This is a genomic window from Streptomyces gossypii, from assembly GCF_025165795.1.
Classification (GTDB): Bacteria; Actinomycetota; Actinomycetes; order Streptomycetales; family Streptomycetaceae; genus Streptomyces; species Streptomyces gossypii.
In genome coordinates, this window is the sequence record NZ_JAJAGO010000012.1 from 12,471 (window position 1) to 34,768 (window position 22,298).

16 protein-coding genes and 1 tRNA gene are annotated in these 22,298 nt (G+C 71.1%); 6 read left to right on the plus strand and 11 right to left on the minus strand.

Features of this window, described 5'->3' with window-relative positions; genetic code table 11:
* Positions 1–165 precede the first annotated feature (165 nt).
* From LHJ74_RS24090 to LHJ74_RS24100, 3 genes are all read left to right on the plus strand, one after another.
* A complete protein-coding gene (locus LHJ74_RS24090) occupies positions 166–1,266 on the plus strand; it encodes an SGNH/GDSL hydrolase family protein (RefSeq protein WP_260220295.1) in 1,101 nt (366 codons plus the stop codon).
* Between the two features lie 922 nt (positions 1,267–2,188).
* On the plus strand, positions 2,189–3,409 hold the full coding sequence (locus LHJ74_RS24095) for an acetyl-CoA C-acetyltransferase (protein WP_260220296.1): 1,221 nt from the start codon (positions 2,189–2,191) through the stop codon (positions 3,407–3,409).
* Positions 3,410–3,894: 485 nt separating this feature from the next.
* Entirely contained in the window at positions 3,895–4,956 is a 1,062-nt protein-coding gene (locus LHJ74_RS24100; protein WP_260220297.1) for a hypothetical protein, read from the plus strand.
* Here the strand turns inward: LHJ74_RS24100 and LHJ74_RS24105 are convergent.
* The gene (locus LHJ74_RS24105) at positions 4,940–5,281 is read right to left on the minus strand and encodes a hypothetical protein (protein WP_260220298.1); all 342 of its coding nucleotides are present in this window, start codon (positions 5,279–5,281) and stop codon (positions 4,940–4,942) included. The genes LHJ74_RS24100 and LHJ74_RS24105 overlap by 17 nt on opposite strands.
* 145 nt (positions 5,282–5,426) lie before the next feature.
* On the opposite strand from LHJ74_RS24105, the gene LHJ74_RS24110 reads away from it, so the two are divergent.
* Positions 5,427–5,654, plus strand: coding sequence for a DUF4287 domain-containing protein (locus LHJ74_RS24110; protein ID WP_260220299.1), 228 nt, complete (start codon positions 5,427–5,429; stop codon positions 5,652–5,654).
* A 167-nt stretch (positions 5,655–5,821) separates the two neighbouring features.
* Here the strand turns inward: LHJ74_RS24110 and LHJ74_RS24115 are convergent, their stop codons facing one another.
* The 5 genes from LHJ74_RS24115 to LHJ74_RS24135 all read right to left on the minus strand — a co-directional run bounded on the left by LHJ74_RS24115 (position 5,822) and on the right by LHJ74_RS24135 (position 12,285).
* Positions 5,822–6,673, minus strand: a complete 852-nt coding sequence (locus tag LHJ74_RS24115) for a Bax inhibitor-1/YccA family protein (protein ID WP_260220300.1) — start codon at positions 6,671–6,673, stop codon at positions 5,822–5,824.
* Between the two features lie 483 nt (positions 6,674–7,156).
* Positions 7,157–9,484 carry a porphobilinogen synthase gene (locus LHJ74_RS24120; RefSeq protein WP_260220301.1) on the minus strand — a complete coding sequence of 776 codons (2,328 nt, stop codon included), beginning with the start codon at positions 9,482–9,484 and terminating at the stop codon, positions 7,157–7,159.
* 61 nt (positions 9,485–9,545) lie between these two features.
* Positions 9,546–10,589, minus strand: a complete 1,044-nt coding sequence (locus LHJ74_RS24125) for a glycosyltransferase family 2 protein (protein WP_260220302.1) — start codon at positions 10,587–10,589, stop codon at positions 9,546–9,548.
* The gene (locus tag LHJ74_RS24130) at positions 10,582–11,733 is read right to left on the minus strand and encodes a glycosyltransferase (RefSeq protein WP_260220303.1); all 1,152 of its coding nucleotides are present in this window, start codon (positions 11,731–11,733) and stop codon (positions 10,582–10,584) included. The genes LHJ74_RS24125 and LHJ74_RS24130 overlap by 8 nt, the downstream gene beginning before the upstream one ends.
* A 469-nt stretch (positions 11,734–12,202) precedes the next feature.
* A tRNA-Leu gene (locus LHJ74_RS24135) sits at positions 12,203–12,285 on the minus strand.
* A 413-nt stretch (positions 12,286–12,698) separates the two neighbouring features.
* Between LHJ74_RS24135 and LHJ74_RS24140 the strand changes: the two genes are divergently transcribed.
* Entirely contained in the window at positions 12,699–13,490 is a 792-nt protein-coding gene (locus LHJ74_RS24140) for an ABC transporter ATP-binding protein (RefSeq protein ID WP_260220304.1), read from the plus strand.
* A gap of 232 nt (positions 13,491–13,722) precedes the next feature.
* A complete protein-coding gene (locus LHJ74_RS24145) occupies positions 13,723–16,263 on the plus strand; it encodes an ABC transporter permease (RefSeq protein WP_260220305.1) in 2,541 nt (846 codons plus the stop codon).
* A 338-nt stretch (positions 16,264–16,601) separates the two neighbouring features.
* On the opposite strand, the gene LHJ74_RS24150 is transcribed toward LHJ74_RS24145, so the two are convergent.
* The 5 genes from LHJ74_RS24150 to LHJ74_RS24170 all read right to left on the minus strand — a co-directional run bounded on the left by LHJ74_RS24150 (position 16,602) and on the right by LHJ74_RS24170 (position 22,262).
* A complete protein-coding gene (locus tag LHJ74_RS24150) occupies positions 16,602–17,993 on the minus strand; it encodes a class I SAM-dependent methyltransferase (protein WP_260220306.1) in 1,392 nt (463 codons plus the stop codon).
* Positions 17,994–18,304: 311 nt separating this feature from the next.
* A complete protein-coding gene (locus tag LHJ74_RS24155) occupies positions 18,305–19,717 on the minus strand; it encodes an NAD(P)/FAD-dependent oxidoreductase (RefSeq protein ID WP_260220307.1) in 1,413 nt (470 codons plus the stop codon).
* Positions 19,718–20,110: 393 nt separating this feature from the next.
* Positions 20,111–21,106 (minus strand): Ppx/GppA phosphatase family protein, encoded by a 996-nt coding sequence (locus tag LHJ74_RS24160; RefSeq protein WP_260220308.1) that lies wholly within the window; start codon positions 21,104–21,106, stop codon positions 20,111–20,113.
* Between the two features lie 86 nt (positions 21,107–21,192).
* Positions 21,193–21,717 (minus strand): DUF501 domain-containing protein, encoded by a 525-nt coding sequence (locus tag LHJ74_RS24165; RefSeq protein ID WP_260220309.1) that lies wholly within the window; start codon positions 21,715–21,717, stop codon positions 21,193–21,195.
* A gap of 80 nt (positions 21,718–21,797) precedes the next feature.
* The gene (locus tag LHJ74_RS24170; protein WP_260220312.1) at positions 21,798–22,262 is read right to left on the minus strand and encodes an FtsB family cell division protein; all 465 of its coding nucleotides are present in this window, start codon (positions 22,260–22,262) and stop codon (positions 21,798–21,800) included.
* Between the last annotated feature and the right edge of the window lie 36 nt (positions 22,263–22,298).

A 22,298-nucleotide genomic window follows, 5' to 3' on the forward strand; every position in this document is an offset into this window, starting at 1 on the left:
CATATTGCGCAACATGCGCACACCAGTGAGGTGTTGCGCAGCGTCTCGCACGGGGCAACACAGTGTTGAGGACAGAATTTCCACAGACGTACAGACGTTGCCCGGACAGAACAACACAGAGGGCATTATCCGTACGGAAAGCTCTTCGGGAGGCGGACCAGACGTATGCCGATGTCGAAGGCGGCGAGTGCCCGAGTGGCACGCCGGATCACGACCGCAGCCGCGTACGGCGGCGGAGGTATCGGGTTGCTCGGTGGAGCGGCGGTCGGCCTGCTCTTCACCGAGGTCCAGATCGCCAAGCGCAAGGTCGGCGGTTCCGACGACGTGCCACCGATGGCGGACGGGCTCTACGGCGGCGCCTTCGCCCAGATGACCGAACCGCGCGGCGGCGGCCGACCGGGCTCCCGCCCCGTGCGACCCCTGCGGCTCGCGATGCTGGGCGACTCCACGGCAGCCGGGCAGGGCGTGCACCGCGCCCGGCACACGCCGGGCGGGCTGCTGGCCTCCGCCCTCGCGGCGGTGGCCGAGCGCCCCGTCGAACTGCGTACCGTCGCGGTGCCCGGTGCGCAGTCGGACGGACTGGAGCGGCAGGTCACCCTGCTGCTGAGCGAACGCGACCTGTCACACGCCCCCGACGTCTGCGTGATCATGGTCGGGGCGAACGACGTCACCCACCGGATGCCGCCCGCCCGCTCCGTACGCCTGCTCTCCGACGCCGTCGCGCGGCTGCGTACGGCGGGCTGTGAGGTGGTGGTGGGCACCTGCCCCGACCTGGGCACGATCGAGCCCGTCGGGCAGCCGCTGCGCTGGATCGCGCGGCGGCTGAGCCGCCAGCTCGCCGCCGCCCAGACGATCGCGGTGGTCGAGGAGGGCGGCCGTACGGTCTCGGTGGGCGACCTGCTCGGGCCGGAGTTCGCGGCGAACCCGCAGGAACTGTTCGGCCCCGACAACTATCATCCGTCCGCCGAGGGGTACGCCACCGCCGCCATGGCGATGCTCCCCACGCTGTGCGCCACGCTGGCCCTGTGGCCGTCGGAGGACGAGCGGCCGGACGTGACACGCCGCGAGGGCATCCTGCCGGTCGCCCGCGCGGCGGCCGAGGCGGCGGCCGAGGGCGGCACGGAGGTCACGGCGGTACGCGGCCCCTGGGCCCTCCTCAAGCACCGCAGACGGCGCCGCTTCCCCCCGGAGGACGGCCCCGCCACCCCCGGCACCCCGGACGACGACCCTCACCCTTCCCCCCGCCAGGACGCCGACGCCCACTGACCCCTGCGGGGCGCTCACGGCGACGCCCCGAGCCGGGCCCACACGGGGCGCGCAGCCTGCGCGCCCCGTACCCCCGACCACGCGGTAGGCGCGGGCGCCCGGCCCTGGCATCGCGAGCCGGCGCGCAGCGACGCTGCGGGCCACACATCCCGGCCTGCACGCCCCGGCCCCGGCCACGCCGGAGGTGCGGGTGCCCCGGGCGCCCCGTCAGCGCGTCAGCGCGTCAGCGCGTCAGCGCGTCAGCGCGTCAGCGACGCTGCGGGCCCGAAGTATCGATGTCCCGTGTTGGGGCAGCGCGACAGCGCGAACTCGTGCGGCGGCGACCGCCCGGTCCCACACGGGGGCGCGCGACCTGTCCGCCCCAGTACTCCCGACCGCGCCGGACGGGTGGGCGCCCCGTGCCCCGTGCCCCGTGCTCCAGCAGCGCAGGCTGCACAACCGGCGCGCGGCACCCTTGCGGCCGCCCCCGCCCAGCGGCGCCTACGCCCGCCGCCGCCCAGGCAGTCGTGGCAGCGGGAGCACGTGGAGGGGCGGCAGAGCGGCCGCTCTGGGCCAGCAGTCGGCCGCAGGCCGATGCGGGGCCGGGCGCCGACGCCCGCTGGCGTACCGCCCGCACAGGCGCGGACGGGCTGCTGCGCCTGTGCGTGGAGTCGTGGCGCCGGGCTCGCCCGGAGGCCGGAAGACCCGCACTGTGGCGCCCAGATGGCTGCCCCAAGCGCGCCGTCACCGGCGGCTGCCGGGCGGGCGGCAGCGCCGCGGCGGGGGCCGGAAGGGCAAAGCGGGCGCTTAGAAAAGAGGTCCGGATCACACCGCGTCGTCCGTGACGGGTGGGCTACGGGTGGGTAGCTTCCTAGAACGCACCGTGCAACCCCCGCATCCGTACGGCGCGCAACGCCATCCTCGCCACCCACGGAGCCGCGTGATGCCCGAAGCAGTGATCGTCTCTGCCGCCCGCTCGCCCATCGGACGTGCCTTCAAGGGATCGCTGAAGGACCTGCGCCCGGACGATCTCACCACCGAGATCATCAAGGCCGCGCTGGCGAAGGTCCCGGAGCTGGACCCCGCGAAGATCGAGGACCTGATGCTGGGCTGCGGCCTGCCGGGCGGCGAGCAGGGCCACAACCTGGGCCGGGTGGTCGCCGTGCAGCTGGGCATGGACCACCTTCCCGGCTGCACCATCACCCGTTACTGCTCCTCCTCGCTCCAGACGACCCGGATGGCGATGCACGCGATCAGGGCGGGCGAGGGCGACATCTTCCTGTCGGCCGGGGTGGAGATGGTCTCGCGCGCCGTCAACGGCTCCTCGGACGGCATGCCCGGCACCCACAACCCGCTGTTCGCCGATGCCGAGGCGCGTACGGCCACGCGTGCGGAGCAGGGCGGCGAGGGCTGGACGGACCCGCGCGGGGCGGACGAGGTGCCCGACGTGTACATCGCGATGGGGCAGACCGCCGAGAATCTCGCCCGGCACAAGGGCGTCTCCCGGCAGGAGATGGACGAGTTCGGCGTCCGGTCGCAGAACCTCGCCGAGAAGGCGATCGCGGAGGGCTTCTGGGAGCGCGAGATCACCCCGGTGACCCTCCCGGACGGCACCGTGGTCTCCCAGGACGACGGCCCCCGCGCGGGCGTCTCACTGGAGGGCGTGCAGGGCCTGAAGCCGGTCTTCCGGCCGGACGGCAGGGTGACGGCGGGCAACTGCTGCCCGCTGAACGACGGCGCCGCCGCGCTGGTGGTCATGTCCGATGTCAAGGCGCGTGAGCTGGGCATCACGCCGCTGGCCCGGGTCGTCTCCACCGGCCTCTCCGCGCTCTCCCCCGAGATCATGGGCTATGGCCCCGTGGAGGCGAGCAGGCAGGCACTGGCGCGAGCCGGGATGTCGATCGGCGACATCGATCTCGTCGAGATCAACGAGGCCTTCGCCGCCCAGGTCATCCCCTCCTACCAGGACCTCGGGATCGATCTGGACCGGCTCAACGTCAACGGCGGCGCGATCGCCGTCGGCCACCCGTTCGGGATGACGGGCGCCCGCATCACCGGGACGCTGATCAACTCCCTCCAGTGGCACGACAAGCAGTTCGGGCTGGAGACGATGTGCGTCGGGGGCGGGCAGGGCATGGCGATGGTCCTGGAGCGCCTCAGCTGAACTACGGACGGGCCGGACCAGCGAGCCGACCAGCGCGGCCCCGGCCCCGGCCCCGGCCGCCCGGACGAGCGCCGGACGAAACCCGGACAGAATCGAACTGGGCGGAATTGTTTCCCCGCCCGCCAACTCAACACCTTCGAGACCGAAGCGCCCCCAGGATGTGATATATCCCCTGGGGGTGCGGTATTCCTGCTGGTCGCAGCGGTATGGCCGGAAGACCCGGGCCTTTCGGCGTGCCCCCTTGATGGCGTTTTGCACTACGGTCATCAAGTCCCGCCGTCGAAACTGCGGTAGGAATTCGGGGGATCGAGTCAGAGCGACCGGCACACGGAGTGCGAGAAGGAGTGGTGTCCGGGCCGAGTCCGGCGAGGCGGGCGGAGCCGACGCGGTGCGTCGGCGACCGACGACAGCGCGACCGGGCGTCAGCACGGGCCGCCGCGACACCGCTCCCGTTGCCGGCCGCTCCCAGAACCGGGAGTACGTCTGTGAGCGCCATATCCCTCATTCTGCTGTCGGCCGCGGCGGTCGCCACGGCCATGGGCGGCGCTGCCCTGCACACCGCACGCGGGCTGCACCGTGAGCTGAGTGCGGTGCGCGCGCAGCTGGAGCGGGCCGAGGCCGCCCGTACCCCGGCCGCCGGTTCGGAGCGGATCCCCGCCGCCCGCAGCACCCCCGCCGAGGAGATCCGCGCCGCCGTCACCGAGGCGCTCGCCGAGGAGCGCGAGCGGGAGCTCGCCGAGGCACGGGCCTTCTGGGCGGCGCAGGAAGCGCGTGACACGGGACCGGAGGGCGGCGCCCTGCTGGCGGGCCACGGCACGGAGTACGAGCTCGTCTCCGACGCTCCCGATCCGGACGGCGCCGCCCTGCTGGAGGCGCTCCTGGAGGGCAGGCTGGACGGTCTGGAGGGCCTGCACGGCCTGCTGCAGGGCGAGGCGTTCGTGCCGCGCCAGGGCGGGCAGGGCGACTGCGGCGGGGCCCTGGAGGACGGTCTCGCGTACGGCGCCGAGCTGCCGTACGGCTCCGGGCCGCGCGAGGAGGGCGACGGCGACACGGAGCGGCTGTTCGGCCCGGAGCACGAGGCCGCGGAACTGGCAGCCGCACGCCGCCGCCACCCCTCACACCCCGACTTCAATCTGAACGGCGACCCCGTCGGTCCGGCCGATCCGGCTGCCGCGGGCGATCCCCACGACAAGGTGGACCACGCCGACGCCGCCGGCTACGCCGCGCTGTCCGGCGGTCCGGTCCTGGCCGACCACGCACGCACGGTGCGGCGGCTGTCGGAGCTGGCGGAGGCCCGTACACCGCTGGCCGACGTACGCCCGGGGCCCCTGGGCACGCCGGACGTCTACGCCTTCGAGGACGGCACCACCCTCTGCATGTCGCCCGGTCATCACCAGACGGCCCAGCACCTCGCTGACGCGCTGACCGCGGGCCTGCCACCGGTGCTGCTGGGCGGCTCGGGCATCACGGGGGCGTACTCGCTGACCTTCGCCGTCGGTGACGAGCGCGTCTACACGCTCGCCGACCGCATCATCGCCTCGCTGTAGCCTCCGGCCCCACGCCCGGCCCCGCGCCGCCGGGCAGCAGGCGCACGGAGTCGGCCAGCCCGGCGGCGTCGTCCGCAGCGGCGAGCGCAAGTGCCAGATCGTGCCCGGCAACCGAAAGCTGGTCCCCGACGGCGAAGGGACCGGCGTCGGGCAGTTCGTACGGCGCCCGTCCCGGGAACTCCGCAAGCTGCGCGCGCCGGGCCAGTTCCCTGGCCAGGGCCAGTCCTTCGGCCGCCGCGCCGCGTCGCAGCGCGCTCTGGGGAGTCGCGCGCAGGCGGTCGGCGAGCCGGTCCACTCCGGCGGTCAGTGGGGTGGTGTCGAGCATGCCGCAAGCCTAGGGCCTGTCCGGTGAGTCTTTGAGAGGATCCGCCGGACTGACCGTAAGCGTGGGCCACCGGGCGGTTGCCATTGCCCCAACAGTCAGGCACGGTGGCGTCAAGGACTCCCTGAGCCAGCGTCCGGAGGCGCCGATGTCCCAGACTTTCTCCGACCAGACCCATCAGAACCTCCTCTCGAGAATCCCCCACTGCACCGGTCGTGAGGTGTCCGACTGGCTTCGCACTGTCGATGAGGGGCCCGCCCTCTTCCGGTTCGAGGAGAAGGTGAGCTGGCTCCGCGGAGAGCACGAGCTCTCCTACGGGCACGCGAAGGCGATCATTCACGAGTACGACCTGAGGCGCGCCGCGCGCCACCTGTGACCGCAGCTCCGCAGATGCGGGGCACCCGCGGGCACACACCGCACAACACACACACGCCGCAAGACAGCAGTTGAGGCGTACGCAAAGGACCCGCGAGGCAAGTGCCTCGCGGGTCCCTCTCTTGCCGGTCAGCCGACTCCGGGCCGGTCAGCCAGTCTCCGTCCCGGTCAGTCGCCGCCCTGCAGAATCGCGACGAGCCGGAGGAACTCGAGGTAGATCCACACCAGCGTGAGGGTCAGCCCGAAGGCCGCCATCCAGGACTCCTCGCGCGGCGCGCCGTACGCGATGCCGTCCTCGACCTGCTTGAAGTCGAGAGCGAGGAAGCAGGCGCCGAGGATGATGCCGATGACGCCGAAGAGGACGCCCATGGCGCCGCTGCGGAAGCCCAGGCCGTCGCCGCCGCCGAGGACGGCGAACAGCAGGTTCACGCCCATCAGCAGGACGAAGCCGATGGCCGCCGCCAGCACGAAGCGGTAGAACCGCTGGGTGACCCGGATGATCCGCGTCTTGTACATCACGAGGACCGCGGTGAAGACGGCCATCGTGCCCAGTACGGCCTGCATCGCGGCGCCGTCGGCGATACGGCTGTCGACGTAGTTGCTGATGGCGCCGAGGAAGAGGCCCTCGAACGCCGCGTAGGCCAGGATCAGCGGCGGCGAGGCCTTGCGCTTGAATGCCTGCACCAGCGCCAGCACCATCGCCACCAGGGCGGCGCCGATGGCCGGGCCCAGAGGAAGATCGGTGATCCAGGCGACGGCCGCCATGACCACGACGAGGCCGACGGTCATGCCGGTACGGGCGACCACGTCGTCCATGGTCATGCGCCCGGCGTGCGGCGGAGCCGCCGGGGGCGCTCCCTGGAAGCCCGGCGCGGCCTGCGGCTGGGCGTACGGGTTGTTCGCATACGGGTTCGTCGCCTGTGGGGCCCCGGCCTGCGGCTGCTGCGCGGTGTTGAATCCGGCATTGCCGTTGTCGCGGCTGAACCCCCGTCGCGAGAAGACCGGGTTACTGCTCCTCATCTCACTCCTCCATGACCGCACGACGCGGCCTCGCCACTACAGTAATGCCCAGGCAAAGCCGACACCTCATTACTGCACGCTAACGCAGCAGTAAGAACGAGGGAACGGCTGTGATTGTTCCGGAACCATGCGTGTCCGTGGGGAGCGGCGAGGGGCTTTGAGGCCCCGTACACGGCGGTACGGCGCCGCGACGCACGACACCGGAGCCGGGACCGTACGAGCCCCCTTCACCCGATCGACCTACAGCGGCGAGGCGTACGGCCCGGCCAGGGCGGCGGCGAGCGCCGCCGCGCCGACGAGCCGCCGGGCGCTCCGTCCGGGAAGGGGCTTCATGGGGGTTCTGTCCCGTAGTCCCTGGTGGATCAGCGCGCGGCGTCAGATGCGGTGCTTCGCAAGGCGGAGGGGCGTCCTCATACTGGGCGTATCCGGGCGTTCCGGCAACGCAGCGAGGTGCCGTAACTGTCGTCGTGCGCCCGCCAGGGATTACGGGACAGCCCCTAGCAGGCCACCCTGGAGGTAGCTGATGGCGTTCCGGTCGATGATGCGGCCGCCTTGGGGGCCGGCCGCGGCGAGCCAGTTGTGCCAGGACTCCTCCAGGCGGGCCCTCGCCAGGCGCAGCCCGTCGGCGGCGGCCAGGACGGACAAGGCGCGAGTCGTCCCCGAGACGGTGTAGCCGTACAGCTCAAGCTGCTCGAGTGACTTCATCACGGTCTGCGGGGAGTCCAGCAGTTCGGCGACCAAGCGTGCCGTGTCGCCGGAGAGGGGCGGCAGGCCGGACACGGTCGGGTCGAGGCTGCTCAGCAGTCGGTCGACGAGTTCCTCGTGCTGGATGTGCCGGGCCAGGTCGAGCGTGGCGTGGAAGTTCTCCAGCGGCTTGGTGACCGAGACCTCAGTGCCTTGGAAGGCATCGAGCAGTGACCACAGCGTCATCTCCGTCAGGTTCCCGGGAAGGATCTTCTGCCCGGTGTCGCGGTGGTCTTCGTCGAGATAGACGTAGGCCGTGCTCGTCTCACTGTTCTGCGAGAACGAGTAGAGGCGTGTGCGGCCCTTCACCGACGTGATGCCCGCTCGGGTGTGCGTCACCTCCAGAGGCAGGCGGCCCAAGGTCACGATGCCGTGAGCCCCGGCCTCGGCGACAGCGGCGGCGGTGTCGCGCAGCAGCGCGTAGGTAGCTGGTACGTCCAGGCCGTCGGTGTCGTCTCGCAGGCCCCAGGTGCCGTCGGGGTTGAGTGCGAGGGCGAAGGGATCGACCGTGCAGCGGATGCCCGGGGGCGCCTCCCGCACGAGGTGGCTGACGGCGGAAGCGTGCCGGTCGAGCTGGGCGGAGAGGGAGCGCTGTCTGCTGTCGGTGCTCGTGTCCGAGATACGCAGGACGAACTCGCCGATGCCGTGCCTGTGGCCTTCCCGTATGCGATCCACGGCGGCGGTCACCCCGTGGCTGTGCCAGCCGGGCAACCCTTCGACGGGTGAACGGCCGCCTTCGCTGAGGGCGAGATCCACATCAACCGGCTGGACCAGAAGGTCGGGTGTGAGCGTGGTCTGTGGTTCGTCGTGCAGTCGACGTCGAGCGTCAGCTGGGAGCTTCGTGGAGGACATCGTCATCGGTACCTCTCCGGGTAATGAGGGGGCGGATGGACTGGTAAGCCGGCTCAGGAGCGTCAACACGATGGCTGAGACGGCGCAGAAGACGACCGCGATCCAGAAGAGGGCGGGTCGGTAGCCGGAAACGGTGAGCGGGGCGAGGATTCCCACCAGGGAGCCGAGTTGCATCACACCGGCGAACAGGCCGGCGCCGGCGGGCAGACCGCCCCTCATCAGACCCGCGAGGACCACCATCCCGAGCGACTGGAGCGCCGCGGCGAAGACGGCGTAGATCACTTGGGAGGCCAGCAGGGAGCCGAAGCTGGCCCAGGCGGCGGTGAGGGCGAAGGACACGGCGCCGCCAAGGGCCGCGAGGGCGAGCAGACGCGCGGCGGGGTGACGCTCACCGGAGCGGCCGAGCCACGGCAGAATGGCGAGCTCGACGAGGGCAGTGGCCATGAAGAGAAGGCTGTTGAGACGTTCGTCCCACCCGGAGGCGATGACGAACAGCGGCAGGTACACGAGGCGCAGGCTGTCGGCAGCCTTGAGCAGGACGATCGCCGCCACCCCGAGGAGCAGGGCAGGGCGTGCCCCGAGCCGGCCGGCAACGTCCTCCGGGGGACGGCCCACGGAGGTCCGTCCAGCCGTGGCACCAGCGAGGGTGGCCGCCGTCACGGCACGCTTGCTGACGGCTGCGAGTACAGCTGCGCCGGCCAGCAGCGGGACGGCCGCGCCCACGGGTATCCAGCCAGGCCACCATGCGGTGAGGGAGCTGGAGCCGGCGAAACCGGCGACACCCGTGATGTATCCCGCTACGGCGATCCAGCGGGTGCGGGCGGCGAGCACGGAGTCGGACAGTTCGGCGGCCGCTGGCGACGTCTGAAGCTGCCGCAGGATCAGCGGGAGAGACACAGCCGCTGCCATGGACAGCGCACCGCCGAGGCTGACCAGAGGCAGTGAGTGGCCGGTGCAGACGAGGGTGACGCCCAACGCCCCGATCAGCAGAGCGGGCACCAGCAGCCGATACGCGTGTCGGAGTGCCGCAGGCCGGCTGGAGGAGAGCGCGAGTGTGAAGGCGATCACGGAGTTGATGACGAAGAACAGGGCGATGTCCGCCTTGGCGAAGCCGGCTGAGTTCAGCGCCAGGGGATATCCGACGCTGATCACGCCCGTCATCGCGGATACGAGTAGCAGGCACGCGCCAAGTGGTGAGCGCAGGAGAAGAGCCATACCGGTCCCAGATTCCTCGGTGCGGTGAAGACCAGTGGGGTGTGTGAGCTGGCCGGTTCCTTCAGCTCAGTAGCGCGTGGTATTCGATGTGGGTGAGGTCTTCGCGCTGGACCTCCAGGTCGAGGTCCGAGCCGGGCAGGCCGTCGACGATGCGCAGCGGCACGTCCTCGTACAGCAGCGTGCGGGCGTGGGCCGCGTCGACGGGTGAGAGGACCGTCAGGGTGCGTGTGGGCGGTGCCGGGTCCGGGATGTCGTCGAGAAGGCGGAGCGCGGCGTCGAACTGGCGGAAGGAGTCCATCCACATCTGCCCGGGTGAGGAGCCCTCACCGGATGGGTAGTTGTCGATGAGCCGCACGGCCTGGGCGTGAGGATCGGGGTGGGCGGCCAGGAAGCGGGCTCGGTTGGCTTCCCACTCAGCGACCCGGTCGCCGTCGGTGCGCACCACGTGGTGCTGGTCCCAGGTCCAGGCGAAGGGGTTGTGCACGGTGCGGGTGCCGGCGGCCCAGGCCCGGTAGCCGAAGTCATGGTCCTCGTAGCCCCAGCCGACGAAGATGTCGCTGTGGCCGCCGAGTTCGTGGTAGAGCGCGGTCGGCACGGACAGGTTGCAGCCGAAAGGCAGATACCAGGCGCCCGCGATACGCGCGTAGTTCTGGGAGAACTCCGCCGTGACGCGGGTCCGCACTTCGGGCCGCCAGTGGGACGAACCCGGTTCGTCACGGTGCCGCCGATGACCGGCGACCACGGCAGAGGGAAAGGCGCGCTGCCAGCGCAGGTGTTCGGCGACCCAGTGTGCGGGGGCCTCCTGGTCCGAATCGACGAAGGCGAGAACGCGACCGCGCGCCCTTTCCGCGCCCTCCGCCCGGGCTGCCGAGCGGTTACCCGCGCCGCCCCTGCGTAGTAGCAGGAGCGGGACGCCGCCGGTCAGTTCGGCCAGGTCGGCACGCACCGAAGGCGTAGAACCGTCGTCCACGACGATGATCTCGTAGGACGCGTCCGTGACCTGGCCGGCTGCACCCAGGGAGGCGACAAGCCTGCGCAAGGAGGTCTCGTCGTCCCGGGTGATGACGACGACCGACAGCTCGGGCGCCGACGGGGACTCAGTCATCCCGCTTCCGCTCCAGTGCCGCGAGCGAGGCGAAAGCCATGACGTGGGAGGCGAGTTCGGCGGCCCCGTCGCGGTAGGCCAGCACCTCGCCCACCGTGCGAGCCCGGTGGGCCAGGCCCCTGTCACCGAGGAGACGGGTGACGGTGGGGACGAACTCCGCCTCGACGTCATCGGCTGGCAGGACCTCGCCGGTGCCGAGGGAGACCGCGCGAGAGGCGTTCCACTCCTGCTCCGCGTGGCCGGGAAGCGCCAGAAGGGGTGTGCCCAGGCAGAGGGCCTCCATCGTGGAGGTGTGCCCCCCGTGTGTGACGACGAGGTCGGCGGCCCTCGTCCAGAGCATGCTGTCCTCCGTGTACGCCATGATCTGGTCGGCGGTGTGGCCGGGGAGGCGTTCGGGAGGGATGTTGGGGCCGGTCACCAGCACGGTGCGGGCGGGGACTTCACCGAGCAGGGAGGCGATCGTGGTGAGCGGGCCGAAGCCCTGGGCCGTGCCGCCGAGACTGACGTACACCAGGGGGCCGTCCGCGTCGACACCAAGCCGCTTGCGCGCCTCGGCCCGCGACGGCGACTGGTCCGGGGCTTCCTTCAGTACGGGGCCGACATGCCGGATCTCGGCCAGGGAGCGCAGGGCAGCCGCTGACTCCTGGGAGGTGATGCCGGACAGCGGGTCGTAGCGCGACCAGTCCGGAATGTAGAGGACGTCCCCCAGGATGCGGCACGCGATGTCCTCGGGCACGCCCAGCTGCCTCAGCTGCGGCACCACGTCGCTCATCACTTGGGGAAAGGGGTGGGTGAAGAAGCCGGAGTTGACGATCCAGGCGGCCGGGACACCCTCCAGGGCGGCGGAGACCGCGCCCGTCACGCGGAAGTCGCTGACCACCATGTCCGGACGGAACTCCCTGATCGCCGCCCGCTCCTCGGCGAGGCAGACGGTGAGGTAATCCGGCTCGGCCAACCGGATTCTCGCCGGGGCGGGCGGGGGCTCCTCACCAGGCTCTCTGGGCGGGAACGGCGGCAGTTCCGTGAGGGGGAACGAATCCAGGCCCTGGGCGGTCATGATGTGCCGCGCCGGCTCGGCCGTGCCGACCAGCACCTCGGCACCGGCAGCGACCAACGCCGAGCCCACCCGCGCGGTACGCACCACATGACCAAGGCCATGGAAAAACGTCAACAACAGAACTCGCATCAGACCCCCGACTCCGACCGACGCGTACGACGTCGATCCGACCATCAGCACCACGGCAACACGCGATCCGGTGAAAGGGATCACGCTCACTGCCGCGATGAGCACGCCCCACAGACCACCTCCACAACCCTCTCACCATCTGCCCCAGGTGTACGGGGTTTCCCCGAAACCGGCGTTACACGGAAGACGAGAGCGCGGTGCAGTCAACTGTGGTGGTGGATCGACGAGGCCCTGCCCTACGCCGGAGGTCACCCGCACCGTGCGCCGGGACGGGACCGACCGGCTCTGCGGTCTTGTTTTCTCACACGCGTGCCCGCCCGACAGCCACGCAGAGTAGTTCCGTGCGCTCCCACGGTGCTCCCGCGAGGGCAACGTAGCGCATAGATTTCGCTGCATCACCGCAGGTGAGCGCATGTAGGCGCGGAGGTGCCCGGAGCCGGACTTGAACCGGCACGGCCCGAAGGGCCAACGAGGTTTAAGCTCGTCGTGTCTGCATTCCACCATCCGGGCACTGGCTCCAGGCAGACGCCTGCACGCCGAAGAGGACCGCCTAAGCCCCCCAAGACGTGGGATGAGCCTATCCAGGTCTCCACCCGAACACCGGCTCGAGAGCCCGATGTTGTCTTATTTTATTGACAACTGACGACCTATCAGCCGCACACTCCCCTCTTCGGAGCCCTCCCCCGCAGGTCCGCGCAGGTCACCAGAAATGACGGAAAGTCGCCGCCCGACCACAGCTCTCCTCCCCCGCATCAGGGTTGTGTCATCCCCAGGTAGGACGAACTGCTCTCGGCATACCTCCTAGGGCTCCCCCGGAAACCGGTTCACCGGTTGATCCGCGGACGTCAAAATGAGGGGAGGATAAGGATGTTCCGCCGTCCGCTTCACGGACACCCCACACGCCACGACAGGAGCACGTTCTCGTGACCACCACCCAGGCCGCAGCCGGCGCCTCCTACGCGGCAGTGCCTTCCGGTGCCGCCGCCGCACGCGCCACTGACCTTTCAAAGGTCTACGGACAGGGCGAGACCAAGGTGGTCGCCCTGGACAGTGTCTCCGTCGATTTCCGGCAGGCGGAGTTCACCGCGATCATGGGGCCGTCCGGCTCCGGCAAGTCCACGCTGATGCACTGCATGGCGGGCCTCGACTCGATCTCCTCCGGCAGCGCCCGGATCGGCGACACCGAACTGACCTCGCTGAAGGACAAGAAGCTGACCCAGCTTCGGCGGGACCGCATCGGCTTCATCTTCCAGGCGTTCAACCTGCTTCCCACCCTCAACGGGCTGGAGAACATCACCCTGCCGATGGACATCGCGGGCACCAAGCCGGACAAGGAGTGGCTGGACCGGGTGATCGAGACGGTCGGGCTCTCCGGCCGGCTCAAGCACCGCCCCAACGAGCTCTCCGGCGGCCAGCAGCAGCGCGTCGCGGTCGCCCGCGCCCTCGCATCCCGGCCCGAGATCATATTCGGCGACGAGCCGACCGGAAACCTCGACTCCCGCGCAGGCGCCGAAGTCCTCGGCTTCCTGCGCAACTCCGTACGGGAACTGGGTCAGACCGTCGTGATGGTCACTCACGATCCGGTCGCCGCCGCCTACGCGGACCGGGTGGTCTTCCTGGCGGACGGCCGCATCGTCGACGACATGGCCGACCCCACCGCGGAGTCGGTGCTCGACCGCATGAAGGACTTCGACGCCCGAGGCCGCACCAGCTGAGCAGCGGCAACTCCCCGCTCGCAGTACCAGGCCCCAGGCCCCCAAGGCTCCAGGCCCCAAGGCTTCAAGCCCCGGCCCCCAGGCCCCGGGCGGCCGACGGCACTTGACCCCCGTCGTCCGCCATCCGCTTCCGACTCCGCGCCCCGCGTCCCGCATTGCGCAGCGTCCACCGCCCCCGCGCGGCGGTGCGCGCTGCCCACGAGGGCGCGGACCACTTCCTCAGGACTGCCCCATGTTCCGTACCGCCTTGCGCAATGTGCTGGCGCACAAGGCCCGGCTGCTGATGACCGTGCTCGCCGTCATGCTCGGCGTGGCCTTCGTCGCCGGCACCCTGGTCTTCACCTCGACAATCCAGGACGCCTTCCAGAAGAGTTCCGAGAAGGGATTCAGCCACGTCGACGTGGCGATCCAGCCCGACGACCCGGACAAGGACGACAAGAAGAACCTCGGCCCGGCCCCCAACCTCACCCAGAAGACCCTCGACGAGGCGGCGGCGCTGCCCGGCGCCAAGTCGGCGACCGGCGTCGTCTCCGGCTTCGCCGGGCTGTCCGACAAGGACGGCGACCTCGTCGGCGACGGCTGGGGCACCCTCGGCGCGAACTACTACGCGGGCCCCGACGGCAAGGGTAGCGACCACCGCTACCCGATGAAGGAAGGCCGGGCCCCGGCGAACGCGGGCGAGATCGCCATCGACCACAAGACCGCGGACCGCACCGGCTACGAGGTCGGTGACACCGTCGCCACCTCGCTCAGCGGCCCGGTGCACCAGGAGAAGGTCGTCGGCGTCTTCACCACGGACGACGGGAACGTCGCCGCGGGCGGCTCCCTCGTCCTCTTCGACAACGACACCGCGCAGAAGCTGTTCGCCGAGCCCGGCCAGTACACCGAGATCCAGCTGCGGGCCGCCGCGGGCACCACGCAGCAGCAGCTGGAGACGGCGGCCGAGAAGATCCTGCCGCCCGAATCCAAGGCGGTCACCGGGCAGAAGCTCGCCGATGACCAGTCGAAGGAGATCGAAAGCCAGATGTCCGGCATGCAGACCGCCATGCTGGCCTTCGCCGGTATCGCGCTCTTCGTCGGCATCTTCATCATCGCCAACACCTTCACCATGCTGGTGGCCCAGCGCACCAAGGAACTGGCGCTGCTGCGGGCGGTCGGAGCCAGCCGCCGCCAGGTGACCCGTTCGGTACTGATCGAGGCCACCGCCGTCGGCGTCATCGCCGCCGTCGCGGGCCTGGCAGCCGGCATCGGGATCGCGGTCGGACTGCGCTCGCTCGTCGGTTCGTTGGGCGAGATGCCGGACGGACCGCTGATCATCTCGCCGACGACCATCGTGACGGCCCTCGTGGTGGGCGTCGTGGTGACGGTGCTCGCCGCCTGGCTGCCCGCCCGGCGCGCGGCGAAGATCCCGCCGGTGGCGGCCATGGGCAGCATGCACGCCCCCGCCACCACCCGCTCGCTGATCGTACGGAACTCCATCGGTGCCGTCCTCGCGGGCGGCGGCGCGGCGCTCGTGATCGCCGCGTCCGCCAGCGGGGACAACGCCCTGATGGGCCTGGGCGCGGGCCTGCTGCTGATCGGCGTCTTCGTCCTGACGCCGCTGCTGTCCCGCCCGCTGATCGCGGCGTCCGCCCCGGTGCTGCGGCTGTTCAACGTGAGCGGCAAGCTGGCCCGCCAGAACGCGGTGCGCAACCCGCGCCGTACGGCAGCCACCGCCTCCGCGCTGATGATCGGGCTCACCCTCATCACCGGCCTCACCGTGATCGCCAGTGGTGTGCAGAACGCCATCGACAAGATGGCAAGCGACGCGATCAAGGCCGACTACACGATCTCGATGGCCAACTTCGAGCCGCTCTCCCCCGATGTGGAGGAGAAGCTGCGGTCCATGGACCAGGTCACGTCCAGCACCGCGTACCGCTTCGCCTCCACCCGCCTCGACGGTGAGAACGAGACGCTGATGGGGGTGAACGGCGACACCGTGAGCGGGCTGACCCAGCTCGACTTCACCGCGGGCTCCTGGGACGGCCTCGGTGGCGGCAAGAAGATCGTCGTCGACGACGACACCGCCGAGGACAACGGCTGGAAGGTCGGCTCGGACGTCGCGGTGACGTACCAGGACGGCGCGAAGGGCACCCTGTCCGTCGGCGGCATCTACAAGGGCAACGCGCTGATGAGCGGTGCCATGGTGGACAACAGGACTCTGACCCCGCACCTGTCCAAGATCGAGGACATGCAGGTCATGGTGAAGACCAAGGACGGCGCCAGCGAATCCGTGAAGGAGTCGCTGGAGAAGGGCCTCGGGAACAACCCGGCCGTCCTCGTCCAGGACAAGGAGGACCTCTCCGAGTCCATCGCCCAGGTGATCAGCCTCATGCTGAACATCCTGTACGGGCTGCTGGCGATGGCCGTGATCGTTGCCGTCCTCGGGGTCGTCAACACCCTGGCCATGTCGGTCTTCGAACGCGGCCAGGAGATCGGGATGCTGCGGGCCATCGGCCTGGACCGGCGCGGCATCAAGCGGATGGTCCGGCTCGAATCGCTGGTGATCTCACTCTTCGGAGGCGTGCTCGGTATCGGGCTCGGTGTGTTCCTCGGCTGGTCCGTCGGTGAACTGATCGCCTCCGCGGGCCTGGACGCCTACTCGCTGGTGCTGCCGTGGGGCCGGATGGCCCTGTTCCTGGCACTCGCCGCGGCGGTCGGCGTGCTCGCCGCACTGTGGCCCGCCCGGCGGGCGGCAAAGATGAACATGCTGGCCGCGATCAAAACCGAGTAAAACCGTGTACTGCCCGGCCCACCGTGGTCGCGCAGCCACACGCACCAGGGCCCGGCACCCGCGGAGGGGGTGCCGGGCCCTGGCCCGTCCCGGGCCCGGCCGCCCCGCCCCTGGCGGCACGGCCGACGCCTGCCATCGCCGTCACCCGCCCGGACGGGCCCCGCCGGGTCGCAGTCACCGGCTTGGCCACCGGGGGCTGTCCGTCCCGGCGCGAGCCGGGCGCACGCGGAGGCGGAGGCGGCGGCGCGCCGGTCGGGTGGGGCGGCGCCGGACGGGAGCATGTCCAGGCGGGCCGACCCCCGCCTGGACAGGCCCCGCTCACCGCCCCGGCACGGCGGTCAGGCGGCTTGCCAGTCGCGGGTGTGGAGGGGGAGCCCCGACCTGCCGTTTGCGGGGGTGCGGACCGCCAGTACCTGGTTCACGCCGATCCGGTTGTGTTCGAAGGCGAGCGCCGAGGCCGCCATGTAGAGCCGCCACACCCGGGCGCGGCCGGGCGAGGTGAATCGATTCGCCTCTGACCAGTGCGTCTCCAGCCGGGCGACCCAGGAGCGCAGCGTCCACGCGTAGTGCTCGCGGAGCGACTCCAGATCGCGGACTTCGAAGCCCGCCTCCTCCAGCAGGCCGATCGTCCGGCCGACGGGCGCGAGTTCGCCGTCCGGGAAGACGTAGGCGTCGATGAAGTCATCGATCTCGTACGCCTCCTCGTCCTGTGCGGGGCGGCGCGCGATCTGGTGGTTGAGCAGCCGCCCGCCGGGCTTCAGCAGCCCGTGGAGCACCTCGGCGTACTCGCGGTACCGCGCCGACCCCACATGCTCGGCCATGCCGATCGAGGAGATCGCGTCGTACGGCCCGTCCGCGACCTCGCGGTAGTCCTGGACGCGCACCTCGATCCGGTCGGTGAGCCCGGCGTCGGCGATCCGCTTGCGGGCGTACGACGCCTGCTCCTGGGAGAGCGTGACACCCACCGCCTGCACGCCGTACTCGCGCGCCGCGTGCAGCACCATCGAGCCCCAGCCGCAGCCCACGTCCAGCAGCCGCTGGTCCGGGCGCAGCGCCAGCTTGCGGCAGATCAGGTCGAGTTTGGCGTGCTGCGCCTCGTCGAGCGCTTCATCGAGCGTGCCGCCGGCGCCGCGGGTGCCGGGCTCGTCCCAGTAGCCGCAGGAGTAGACCATGGACGGGCCGAGCACCAGTTCGTAGAACTCGTTGCCCACGTCGTAGTGGTGGCTGATCGCCCGCCGGTCGCGGTGCAGGGTGTGGCGCAGTCCGGTGCGGTTGCGCACCTCTTCGGGCGGGGGCGGGGGCGGCGGCCAGGGGCCCGCAAGCCGCACCAGTTCGCGGGCGGCGGCACGTACGGCCGGGTCGCGTGCGAGCGCCGGGAGACCGCGGGAGGGCTCGGGGCCGCTGCCCTTCTCGCCGCCTTCTCCGCCGCCCGCGCCTGCGCCTGCGCCGTCGGCTTCCCGGTCGCGCTCCCAGAGGAGCTGGGAGATTCCGTCGAGCGCTTCGAACAGATCGCCTTCGATGTCGATCTCACCGGCCACCCAGGCCCGTGCCAGGCCCAGCTCGCCCGGCCGCCAGAGAATGCGGCGCAGCGCCCGCCGGTGGCGGATGACGAGGGTCGGTGCGCCCGGTGGCCCTGCCTCGCTGCGGTCCCAGGCCCGGATGCGTACCGGGACGGGCGTATTGAGTACCTTTTCCGCAAGGGCATGGAGCCGCGGCGCGGCGTCGGCCATGGCACACCTCCGTCATGAGCGGGCTTGTCAGCACGTATACAGCCCTACTGCGCGGCTGTGCCCAGTGCAACGCCGTAGCAAGCCCGAGGCTTCCCACTGCTCGCCCCGTGCCGGCGGATGCGGCCGCGAGCCTTCGGCCGGGGTGTGCCCGTGTGATGAGGGCGCGTCAGCCCGGTGGCGGGTTCGCCCGTACGGCGAGGAGGTGCGGGGGAGGTCGTCAGCAGCGGCCGTGCGGACACGCCGAAGGGGCGTGAGCACCACGGATGGCTCACGCCCCTTCGGCGTATCGGTGTACGAGGTGCAGCGGAGGGTCAGCTTGCCCTTGCCTTCTCTGCCCGCTGGGCTTCCCCGGCCTGCTGGGCCTTCTCCGCCCGCCGCCCCTCGGCGGTGGCGGCGGCCATGACGGGTCCGGCGGCCTCCGCGAACTCCTCGCGCGGCTTCTCCATCGCGCCGAGCGAGACGACCTCGCGCTTGAGGAACATGCCGAGCGTCCAGTCGGCGAAGACCCGGATCTTGCGGTTCCAGGTCGGTACGGCCATGCCGTGGTAGCCACGGTGCATGTACCAGGCGAGCCGCCCCTTGAGCTTGATCGTCATCTTGCCCATGACGATCATCGCGACGCCCTTGTGCAGCCCCAGCCCGGCGACCGCGCCCTTGTTCGCGTGCTTGTAGTCGCTCTGCGGGAAGCCGCGCATGCCGGAGATGACGTTGTCGCCGAGGGTCTTGGCCTGGCGCAGGGCGTGCTGGGCGTTCGGCGGGCACCACTTGCCCTCGCCCGCGGCGAGGTCCGGGATCTGGGCGTTGTCGCCCGCGGCCCAGACGTGGCCGACACCCTTTACCTGGAGCGTCGAGGTGGTGTCGACATGGCCGCGGGGGCCGAGCGGCAGACCGAAGCGGGCCAGCGCGGGGTTGGGCTTGACGCCCGCGGTCCACACGACGGTGTTGGAGTCCACCTCCAGCCCGTTCTTGAGCACCACGTGGCCGCTGACGCAGGAGTCCATCGAGGTCTTCAGGTAGACCTCGACGCCGCGCTTCTGGAGGTGTTCGAGCCCCCACTCGCCGAGCTTGGGGCCGACCTCCGGAAGGATCTTGTCGGCGGCGTCGACGAGCACGAAGCGCATGTCCTCGCGCTTGACGTTCGGGTAGTACTTGGCGGCGTCGCGCGCCATGTCCTCGATCTCGCCGATCGTCTCCGCCCCGGCGAAGCCGCCGCCGACGAAGACGAAGGTCAGCGCCCGGCGGCGGATGTCCTCGTTCGTCGTGGAGTCGGCCTTGTCGAGCTGCTCCAGGACGTGGTTGCGCAGGCCGATGGCCTCCTCGACGCCCTTCATCCCGATGCCGGTCTCGGCGAGGCCGGGGATGGGGAAGGTGCGGGAGACGGCTCCGAGCGCGACGACCAGATAGTCGAACGGAATCTCGTACGGCTCGCCGACCAGCGGTACGACGGTGGCGGCCCGGCGGTCCTGGTCGATCGTGGAGACGCGGCCGGTGAGGACCTCCGCCTTGGGGAGCACGCGCCGCAGCGGAACCACGACGTGGCGGGGGGAAATGGAACCAGCCGCTGCTTCGGGGAGGAAGGGCTGGTACGTCATGTACGAGCGCGGGTCGACGACGGTGACCGTCGCCTCGCCGTACCGCATCTTCTTCAGAATGCGGCGCGCCGCGTACAAGCCGACGTACCCGCCACCTACTACGAGGATTCGAGGACGCTCCGTGGTGCTCATGGAATCGAGTATCCAGCACTTGGGAGGGGGGTGCTCGTGAGGGTGTTCACAAGCACCTGCGGGTCTTCTGCTACACTGCCCGCCGCCTTGCCGCCGCATCCCTCCAGAGGGGCGGACCACCGCCTCCGGACGGGCGGAAGCACCGGCCTTGAGCTGCGCTTCTCGGTCGCCGCCCGGGTAGACCAGTCACCCGGCCGGCGGGTGGAGCCGTTGGCCTGTTCCGCGCCCCGGCAGACCGAATGGGGCGATCAGGGGCTCTTATCCGGCCCTTACATGCCTCTGCGGGGACCGACCGGGGACTATTTCTTGTGAAGGACTTCACAAACTTACTTCCGGCACGTGGTGCCAGGCAGCCCGGCACTCAGTGCCGGAGCGCTGCGGCGGCGTCATGGATCACTGCCCGGCGGCCAGCCGACCCGCGATCCCGTCCAGGATGTCGTGCTCGCTGACGATCACCTCGGGGGCCCCGGTGCGCTCCAGCACGGCCGACAGGATCAGCGCACCCGCCGTGATCACATCGACCCGGCCGGGGTGCATCACGGGAATCGCGGCGCGCTCCGCGTGCGTGGAGGCGAGCAGCCGCGCCGTGATCTCGCCGACCTGGCCTGCGCTCAGCCGCGAGTGGTGGGTGGCGACGCGGTCGTACGCGTCCAGCCCCAGCGCGATTCCGGCGACCGTGGTGACCGTACCGGCGAGACCGACCAGCGTGCGCGCCTCCGTGAGCGGTACCGTCCCGGCGACCTCATCCAGCGCGGCGTCGATGTCGCCCCGGACGGCGGCGGCCTGACTCCCGGTCACCGGATCGGCGAGCTGGTGGCGCTCGGTGAGCCGGACACAGCCGATGTCGACGGAACGGGCCGCCCGTACCCGTCCGTCGTCGGTGCCGAGCACGAACTCGGAGGAGCCGCCGCCGATGTCGACGACCAGATAGGGCGGCTCGTGCGCCGGGCCCCCGTCAGGCGCGCCCGCCGTACCCGCCCCTGCGGCCCCTGTGGCACCGGCGGCCCGGGTCAGCTCCAGGGTGGCCCCGGCGAAGGAATACGCCGCCTCCTCGTCGCCCGTGATCACCCCCGGTTCGACGCCGAGCAGATCGCGCACGCCGCGTACGAAGTCGTCCCGGTTCTCCGCGTCGCGGGAAGCGGACGTGGCGACGAAGCGCACCCGCTCCGCGCCCAGTTCTCGGATGACACCGGCGTAGTCGCGGCAGGCCTCGAACGTACGCTCCAGCGCCTCGGGCGCGAGACGGCCCGTGCGGTCGACGCCCTGTCCCAGACGGACGATCTTCATCCGACGGTCCAGCTCCCTGAGCTCCCCGGTGCGCGGGTCGACATCGGCGACCAGCAGCCGGATGGAGTTGGTGCCGCAGTCGACGGCGGCGACACGGGTCATGGCGTTCTCCTTGCACGGGCGGGCGGGGCAAGCGGCGCGGAACGGCGCCGGGTGGTGGGGTGGTGGGGTGGTGAGGGCGGCGGCTGTCAGTCGTCGCCGGACAGCGTCACGCAGGGCCCCTTGCGCCACCACGGGGGCAGCAGGGCCAGCGCCTCGTCGCCGAGCGGATTGACGCCCGGCCCGGCCACCAGCGCGTGCGCCACCAGCACATGCAGACACTTCACCCGGTCCGGCATGCCGCCCGCGCTGGGGAAGCCCACCAGCACCTCGATTGCGTCCCGGCGCGCGAGATAGTCCTCGTGCGCGGCCCGGTAGGCGGCGGCCAGCTCCTCGTCCTCCTGGAGCCGGGCCGTCATCTCCTTCATCACGCCGTCGGCCTCCAGCGTGCCGATCGCGGACGCGGCGCGCGGACAGGTCAGGTAGTACGTGGTGGGGAACGGCGTGCCGTCCTCCAGACGGGGCGCGGTCTCGACGACGTCCGGCTGTCCGCAGGGGCAGCGGTGCGCGATGGCGCGCAGCCCGCGCGGCGGGCGGCCGAGCTGCTGCTGGAAGGCGGCGATGTCGGCCTCGGTGGGCGGCGCGGGCGCGGTCGGCGGCGGCGGGTTTTCCATGGGAGCTTCCAGGTGGTGGGGCGGGGCGGGGCGGACGGGCGTGCAGGCGGGCGGGAGCGGCGGGCGGTCCGGGAAGTCGGTCAGTCGGCCTCGTCCACGCCGCTCCAGAGCTTCTCGTACCAGGGCCGGTCGGTGCCGCCGTGGTCCTGCGGCAGCCCCGACTCGGCGGTGCCGTCCGGCAGGATGTAGCTCGTCTCGCCGGGGCGTACGAAGTGCAGGTGGCGCCGGGCCTGCTGCTCGACGAACGCCTGGTCCTGCCAGCGTGCCTTCAGCTCGCGCAGATCGCGAACCTGCTCGCCGGTCTCCTGGACCTGGCGGCGCTCGTCCTCGATGTCCGCGCGCTGCGAGATGTACTGGCGCATCGGATAGGCGAGCGCCACCACCATCGAGCAGACGACGAGCGCGAGCAGTGCGGCTCTGCCGGTGAGGCGGCTGCGGCGCGGTGCGCGTACGCGGCGGCGGCTCTGCGCGCGGTAGACGCGTTCGGCGGTCTGGGAGCCGAGAGCTCTGAGTCTGGTCGCGGTCGAGAACCGGTCCGCGGGCACATTCCTCCCCTGTCCTCCGCCTCGCGAGTGTCCTCC

Coding starts and splice junctions, on each gene's coding strand:
- LHJ74_RS24090 (WP_260220295.1), top strand. CDS start 166: ATGCCGATGTCGAAGGCGGCGAGTGCCCGAGTGGCACGCCGGATCACG.
- LHJ74_RS24095 (WP_260220296.1), top strand. CDS start 2,189: ATGCCCGAAGCAGTGATCGTCTCTGCCGCCCGCTCGCCCATCGGACGT.
- LHJ74_RS24105 (WP_260220298.1), bottom strand. CDS start 5,281: ATGCTCGACACCACCCCACTGACCGCCGGAGTGGACCGGCTCGCCGAC.
- LHJ74_RS24110 (WP_260220299.1), top strand. CDS start 5,427: ATGTCCCAGACTTTCTCCGACCAGACCCATCAGAACCTCCTCTCGAGA.
- LHJ74_RS24115 (WP_260220300.1), bottom strand. CDS start 6,673: ATGAGGAGCAGTAACCCGGTCTTCTCGCGACGGGGGTTCAGCCGCGAC.
- LHJ74_RS24120 (WP_260220301.1), bottom strand. CDS start 9,484: ATGGCTCTTCTCCTGCGCTCACCACTTGGCGCGTGCCTGCTACTCGTA.
- LHJ74_RS24125 (WP_260220302.1), bottom strand. CDS start 10,589: ATGACTGAGTCCCCGTCGGCGCCCGAGCTGTCGGTCGTCGTCATCACC.
- LHJ74_RS24145 (WP_260220305.1), top strand. CDS start 13,723: ATGTTCCGTACCGCCTTGCGCAATGTGCTGGCGCACAAGGCCCGGCTG.
- LHJ74_RS24150 (WP_260220306.1), bottom strand. CDS start 17,993: ATGGCCGACGCCGCGCCGCGGCTCCATGCCCTTGCGGAAAAGGTACTC.
- LHJ74_RS24155 (WP_260220307.1), bottom strand. CDS start 19,717: ATGAGCACCACGGAGCGTCCTCGAATCCTCGTAGTAGGTGGCGGGTAC.
- LHJ74_RS24160 (WP_260220308.1), bottom strand. CDS start 21,106: ATGACCCGTGTCGCCGCCGTCGACTGCGGCACCAACTCCATCCGGCTG.
- LHJ74_RS24165 (WP_260220309.1), bottom strand. CDS start 21,717: ATGGAAAACCCGCCGCCGCCGACCGCGCCCGCGCCGCCCACCGAGGCC.